Source organism: Galbibacter marinus, assembly GCF_000300875.1.
Classification (GTDB): Bacteria; Bacteroidota; Bacteroidia; order Flavobacteriales; family Flavobacteriaceae; genus Galbibacter; species Galbibacter marinus.
Genome location: NZ_AMSG01000048.1, coordinates 1 through 6,203, shown reverse-complemented (window position 1 = coordinate 6,203; position 6,203 = coordinate 1). Strand labels below are relative to the sequence as shown.

8 protein-coding genes are annotated in these 6,203 nt (G+C 32.2%); all 8 read right to left on the bottom strand.

Annotation, left to right across the window (positions count from 1 at the left end; translation table 11 throughout):
- Nucleotides 1-277: 277 nt before the first annotated feature.
- Nucleotides 278-1,255, bottom strand: coding sequence for a hypothetical protein (locus I215_RS15370; RefSeq protein WP_008992912.1), 978 nt, complete (start codon nt 1,253-1,255; stop codon nt 278-280).
- Nucleotides 1,256-1,266: 11 nt separating this feature from the next.
- Nucleotides 1,267-1,497: a hypothetical protein gene (locus I215_RS15365; protein ID WP_008992911.1), complete on the bottom strand. Its 231-nt coding sequence runs from the start codon at nt 1,495-1,497 to the stop codon at nt 1,267-1,269.
- 43 nt (nt 1,498-1,540) lie between these two features.
- Nucleotides 1,541-2,131, bottom strand: a complete 591-nt coding sequence (locus I215_RS15360) for a ParA family protein (protein WP_008992910.1) — start codon at nt 2,129-2,131, stop codon at nt 1,541-1,543.
- A 7-nt stretch (nt 2,132-2,138) separates the two neighbouring features.
- On the bottom strand, nt 2,139-2,879 hold the full coding sequence (locus tag I215_RS15355) for a relaxase/mobilization nuclease (protein WP_008992909.1): 741 nt from the start codon (nt 2,877-2,879) through the stop codon (nt 2,139-2,141).
- A complete protein-coding gene (locus I215_RS15350; RefSeq protein ID WP_008992908.1) occupies nt 2,876-3,448 on the bottom strand; it encodes a hypothetical protein in 573 nt (190 codons plus the stop codon). The genes I215_RS15355 and I215_RS15350 overlap by 4 nt, the downstream gene beginning before the upstream one ends.
- 2 nt (nt 3,449-3,450) lie before the next feature.
- Entirely contained in the window at nt 3,451-3,786 is a 336-nt protein-coding gene (locus tag I215_RS15345) for a plasmid mobilization protein (protein WP_008992907.1), read from the bottom strand.
- A 126-nt stretch (nt 3,787-3,912) separates the two neighbouring features.
- A complete protein-coding gene (locus I215_RS15340; protein ID WP_162131568.1) occupies nt 3,913-4,773 on the bottom strand; it encodes a toprim domain-containing protein in 861 nt (286 codons plus the stop codon).
- Between the two features lie 209 nt (nt 4,774-4,982).
- Nucleotides 4,983-6,203: primase-helicase family protein (locus tag I215_RS16315; RefSeq protein ID WP_008992905.1), on the bottom strand; the 1,221-nt coding region annotated here is incomplete at its 5' end.

Here is a 6,203-nt window from a genome sequence, read left to right as displayed (position 1 = left end):
CTCGGGTCGTTTTATTGCCTGACCGCTAACGTGTTATATCAGATACAATATACTTTTTTAATCAGAAATGTTTCGGGATAAACATACGTTTTCATCCCTTTTATCAAATTAAACGTAGCAGGAGTGTGAATGAAATCAACTCTTTCCGATAGTACTCCAGGAACCTGGGAGTACACAGCAACAATGTCAGATTCCAATACTGCGATACCTATAAATAGGCTTTAAACAATTCTAAAGATGATATTAATTTTTTATTTTCATCGTATAACTTATAAATTCACCAATCTATTGAGTTGGGATTAATACTATCCATAAAATTTCTAATTCCTTCTTGAATATGAATAGGCTTTACCGATAACGATGATACCTTTGGACTTGGATAAATTTCTTCAGTCGGTACTAAAACTAAATATAAATTATCATTTGATCTTTCCCACAGAGCAAACGAATATTCTATTCCGGGTTCAATTATAATACGTTCTGAAAAAGTGGTAGCGCCTGTATGCGTGGGATCATCAGGATGTTTCTTCCTTTTATTTACGGGGAGTTTAAATTTTAATGATTGAATGTTGTCAAATTTAGATTCCGTAGATGTAGATTTCTCTTTGACAGGTGGATTATAGGCGAAATTTTCTTTTAACCGATGGCAAACTGCATAATCAATAACATAATAATTATTTGTGTCGGTCTCAAGTAGTATTAAGTCCAAGGCGGCCAAACTATGTAATTCCTGAAATAATTTTTTGTAATGATCCTTTCCTAGCTTTGACCAGTAGTGTTTCTGTAATTCTTTAAAATTTTTGGATATGCAATGATCAAGTAATTTGTATTGGAAAGAATTAAGATTTTTCCAACGTTGCTCATTAACGGCTTTATCTAATCTTAAGAGCGTTTTTTGTCTATCTATTTCTTGTTTTCTTTGGATCTCTAAATAGTCTAGTTTTTTACAATGCTTACACTTAAATATATCTCTTGGAGAGTTATATTCTCTGAGTAGTTTATTGAAAGCTGATTGACTGTTTACTTCATTGAATTCAAAAGAATTGCAGTTTTTACAATGAAAATAAAAAGTAAGTTTTGAATATGATTGAATGATATTATTTAGTTCAGGCTGTGCAATTTCATATTTTGTTTTAACTCTTTTCGGAGTGTTTCTAAACTCCAGAGGATCTGCATCGAACTCCCAGTAGAACTTTATAATTTCAAGATATTGGTTAGGACATAATTCTTTAATCTTAAGCTGAGTATTTTCCATAATTTTGTTTTCTAATTAGCGTTTAAATATTGTTCCAGGGCTTTATTAATAAGGTTTTTGATACTTTCATTTTCATTTAAAGCTTTCAGTTTAATTTCCTTCAAAAGCTTTTTCGATAGATAAAAAGAGAATTGTACTTCTTTATCTTTGGTGGATTTTACCGGAGATACTTTCTGTATAATTTTTTGTTGATTGCTTGATTTAGCCCTATTAATCAACGCATTAAAATTCTGTTTTGCCATAGGATGTATTTTTATATGATTCTATAATTATAGTTTTATATAATTATATAAGTTGGTTTAAGATTTCTCTGGTAAGAGTATCTAATTGCTTTTGAGCGTTCTTATCGGCATTAACCCCACCTATCAATATAGATCGTGTAAAAGCAACTAAATCTGAAATATGCGTATCTGCAATTTTTACTTGATACTCAGCTATTTCAATAAGAATATCTAAGGTTAGAGTAGTATTTGCTTTAACCATATTAAAAACAACCATAGTCTTATTTAGCTTGTCTTCTTCTTCAATCAAATCAATAGTACTTTTAATAGCAAAAAGATCCAATATTCCGGCTTTGGTGGGAATTATGATTAGGTCTGCTATGTTTATCAGTTCGCTAAGATGATTGGAAAGGTAGGGTGGGGTATCGATGAAAATAAAATCATAATTCTGCTCAGAAATATCTTTAAAACGTTCCTGATAGGGGAGTATATCTATATTCTCGACATATCCTACTAGCTGTGAAAGGCTACCTTGAAGATCCATATCTAAAATAGCAACTCTAGCATTCTCAGATATATTCTGTGCTAAATTAAAAACCAATGTCGATTTTCCAACACCACCTTTTTGATGCGTGATTAAAATTATCTTTGCCATATGCTTATTATCTTGACATTCTATTGTTAAATCTCTTTTCCTGGTTTTTATAGCTCAGTAATTTCTCAATACCTTTTAAAGACAATTTTCGGTCAATTTCAGACCCCTTTTTTCTCACGCCATTGGCATCAATAAACGAAATTCCTCTTCCTATTTTAGTTTTAATTTTTTGGTTTTTAAGATGAAAGGTTAGATCCTCCATAGAGTCAGAAATTTCTATGGCCTTAAAAACAGCCGCTTTCAGTTTTGAGGTACGATGATCAGTTGATATAAAAGTCTTCTGCTCCTTAATATGCTCAAGTTTGCGTTCTACTTCTCTTAACTTGTATTCTTTCTCGATGGCGCGGCAGAAATCCAAATTTTTATAATGGGTGTAACTATCAGTAACGGCGAGGTTGTTTTCCATAATCCGACTGGTCAAAATATGAATATGTTCTTTGGCTGAACCCTCTTCGTGGATATAAACAGCGTAGAGATTCTTATCAAAACCTATTTTCTTGGCATAATCTTTTGATATATCTATCCAATCCTGGTTGGTCAGTTTTGATTGGTCTTCAGGAGCTATTCTTATTTTAATATGAAATGATTTTTTTTCGCATCTATCATTACGATTTTCCCTTATTTTCATTTGATCATAAATCTGTTTGGCACTGCCTAAACATTCATTGGAGTATAAAATTTCTCCTCCTCTTTCACAATACTGCAGGGCATTACTGGTATATGATATAGATTGTAGTTTTGCAATCATTTCTCTAACTTTTGTAGTTCAGCTTTAAGACTTTCCTTTTTCAAGTGAGTTTTATACTTAGTACCAAGACGATCCACATAATTTGAATAGGTAGAATCACCTGCTTTAATTTCTTTGAGCGTTTGTAATACATCAGTAGGTGTTGTTTTTCTATTTTCAAAAGCATTGAAAAAAACGTAGTTATAGAATAGTTTATAATTGTCCCGTTCTTCCTTTAGTGCGCTTCTCTCATTTAGATATGGAGGTACGTATTTAATAATTGGTATACATATTAGTAAGAAAGCAATTAGGAATAGTAATAGCTTTGAAGAAAAAGGAGAATCTTTACCAAATACCGTATATTCACTATTATGGGTATGCTGTACTATTGGTGGATTTTCAGATATTACTTTAGTAAGCATATTATTAGTTGCATTCAGATTTCCAATAAGCATTTTCTTTTGCCTTTCCAGCAATTCATTATCTTTTTCTTTTGATCGTTCTAGATCATTTACTTTTTTATGAATGCTCTCTAACTCATCCGAGACATTTTGCATAAGATTCATAATTATTTCTTCATTAGTTGCCATAATTAAAGCTGGGATTTAATTTCCAAAATGTGATTTTTCAGAGCTTCAATGTCTTCCATAATCTTTTTTTGATCTGCGATTATAAATTTGGCTCCTGAGTTTAATTTTTTTGAAATTTGGTTAAGGTTGACGCCTATTTTGATGAGTTGAGAAGAATATTTTTTAACGTCCAGATCTTTTCTGCTCACATCAAAAATTGGTTTCCCCAATTTTTCTAACACGCAGTTTCTTACGAAAAAGGAAGTTTTAATTTGAAGTATTTCACATTGATTATTTAAGTGTTCTTTGTCTTCGGAAGACAAATAAAATATAACTCTACTTTTATTTTTTGAATTCATTGTTTCGAGGTATTTATATGTTTAAAATTCTATGAGCAGCTTTTGCTGCGAATAGCCAGTCGTGGGTAAAAGTGGGCACGAAGTGTGCACGTTACCCACGACTGGCTAAGCTCAGCACCCTTCATTTCACAAGCTGATTAAATATTCGTTCAAATCTTTAAAATCTGCGTAGTGAGCACTACAATTAATAGCCTTATTAGGAGCTTGCTTTTGTATATGTTCGAAGGCTAATTTTCCTGAATTATCATTATCAAAGAAGATTTTTAGGTTCTTGTAATTTTGTAACAGCACCTCTGTATTTTTAATGAGGGCAGTGCTGTTCAGAATAATAAAGTCTTCGTTTGGGATTCTCTTTTTAAGAGTTAAGTAGGATAGGAAATCAGACCAGGATTCAAAAAAGCAAGCCGTTTCGGAATGGTTTAAAATCGTAGTAATATTCTTTTTTACCAGACAGCATTTGAAATTATGATACCTAATTTCAAAGCCACCGGAATCATTTTTAAAACCAACTCCTTGATAAATTTTCTGTTGATCAAAAGTATAATGTACCTCTTTGCAAATTTTTTGTGCAAAGTTGGGATTGATTTTCCGGTCTTCTACATATCGTATTAGCTTTGGAGATTTCAAGTCACCTACTTCTTTAATAGAATATTCTTCCTTTTCCCTAATTTCTTTAGGTTGCTGGTGAAAAGAAAAAGAAAGGGAACTATCGCTTAGGAATAAAAGAGCTTCTGGAATACTACAATTCTGAAGCTTCATTATTAAATCAATAATAGTTCCTCCAATACCGGCTCCATGATCGAACCATACATTTTTGCGTTTACAAACTTTAAATGAAGGTTCTTGTTCCAATCTAAAAGGACTGTGAAACCATACTTCAATAGGTTTATCTTTTTTTGGTTTATATCCCCTAGATTTTAGGAAATCTGATATCGTTATTTGCTTAGCTTCGGCGCACGAGATTATATGTTTTCTTCTTGTTTTCATTGTGAGCTTTTGTTTGAGTGATTTTTTGATGACTTGATGACATTTCTCTCGTATCGCAAGTATATCAAGAGATTCCAATGTCATCACTTTGTCATCAAGTCATCACTTTTTATTTTTCATTGGTTAAAATTGTCATCACTTTTTATTTTGATGACATACTGATGACATTTTTGATGACAAGCTGAGCCCTTTGTTTACAAGGGTTAAGCTTAATTGTCATCAAAGTCATCAAAATTTTCAATAAGAAATTTCTTAGTTATGGTAAAATACCGTCCTTTTGCCTTTTTCGATTGGATATCACCATCGGGCCAGATGGTAAATTTCTCATACCAACTGGTATTATTTTGATTGGTTAATTTCCAGTTCCGTTTTAAAATTTTACGCATTTCCGTATGGCTGGTTTTAATCCTCGATTTGGAAACAAGACTGACAGCATCATAAGGACAGAGATTGATTTCTTTGAGTTCAATTCGTTCCATAATCATATATAGAATGCTGGCCAGTTCTTTTTCAACACGGCTTTTATTATTTTGAACAAGTTTGGTGAATGCTTTTGTCTTGATTTGCTCAAACGAGAACCACATTCTTGATTGCTTTCGTGTAGAAAGTTTTCTTTTTGTTAGATAATACATGAATGCCGGAATTTCTTGGATGAGCTCTTCCAGCATTTCTGAGTTTGTACTATTTAAAGGCCTTATTTTTCTTACCCAAAAGCGTTCAGAATATTCATCTATCTTAATAAAATTGTCTTCGTTGTTGGTGCAAATAATAAACTTTATAAAAAGATATATTTCTATACGATCCTTACCTTTAGCTTCTAATTTTTGAATATTTGAGGTGCTTAAATATTTGAGCTTTTCGGTAATCTCTTCCTGGTTAAAAAGAGTTTCATCCATTAATCCAAGTAATTTCCCTGCCCAATCGGAATTAAACTGGCTCTGAAAACTATTACTCTCAATGAAAGTAGCATTAGCTTCAAAAAATGCTTTCAGGAATTTTAAAAATGTACTTTTTCCTGTATTTCTTTCATTGGACACAAGACATAGGATAGGGAGATATTGTGTAGGCTTAGTGAGTAGTAACTGCAAATAATCTAAACCCTGTGGTAGTTGTTCCCCAAAAATATGACTTAGGAAATTGTATGTCTTTTCAATACTACCCTCCTTCGGTTTGTGGGATATTGGATGATATTCATTAAAGCGTTTACCTATTACTTGTTTATAATTTAGATGTGAAGGAACACAGGTAAAGCCATTATATTTTGGTATCTTATCTAAATACTTCTTGCCGAAGTCATCGATAATGGCTTGTTTATTCCATTTTATAAGTTTGGTGATACTTTTTCCGGAAACAGTTGGAACATCATCATCTATTAAATAATAGTCCCAACTAATTCTCATGGATACTTCGGTTCGATTTGCGCCACGCAT

What these genes read in the sequence shown, in the direction of transcription:
- I215_RS15370 (WP_008992912.1), bottom strand. Translation starts at nt 1,255, where the DNA reads ATGGAAAATACTCAGCTTAAGATTAAAGAATTATGTCCTAACCAATAT.
- I215_RS15365 (WP_008992911.1), bottom strand. Translation starts at nt 1,497, where the DNA reads ATGGCAAAACAGAATTTTAATGCGTTGATTAATAGGGCTAAATCAAGC.
- I215_RS15360 (WP_008992910.1), bottom strand. Translation starts at nt 2,131, where the DNA reads ATGGCAAAGATAATTTTAATCACGCATCAAAAAGGTGGTGTTGGAAAA.
- I215_RS15355 (WP_008992909.1), bottom strand. Translation starts at nt 2,879, where the DNA reads ATGATTGCAAAACTACAATCTATATCATATACCAGTAATGCCCTGCAG.
- I215_RS15350 (WP_008992908.1), bottom strand. Translation starts at nt 3,448, where the DNA reads ATGGCAACTAATGAAGAAATAATTATGAATCTTATGCAAAATGTCTCG.
- I215_RS15345 (WP_008992907.1), bottom strand. Translation starts at nt 3,786, where the DNA reads ATGAATTCAAAAAATAAAAGTAGAGTTATATTTTATTTGTCTTCCGAA.
- I215_RS15340 (WP_162131568.1), bottom strand. Translation starts at nt 4,773, where the DNA reads ATGAAAACAAGAAGAAAACATATAATCTCGTGCGCCGAAGCTAAGCAA.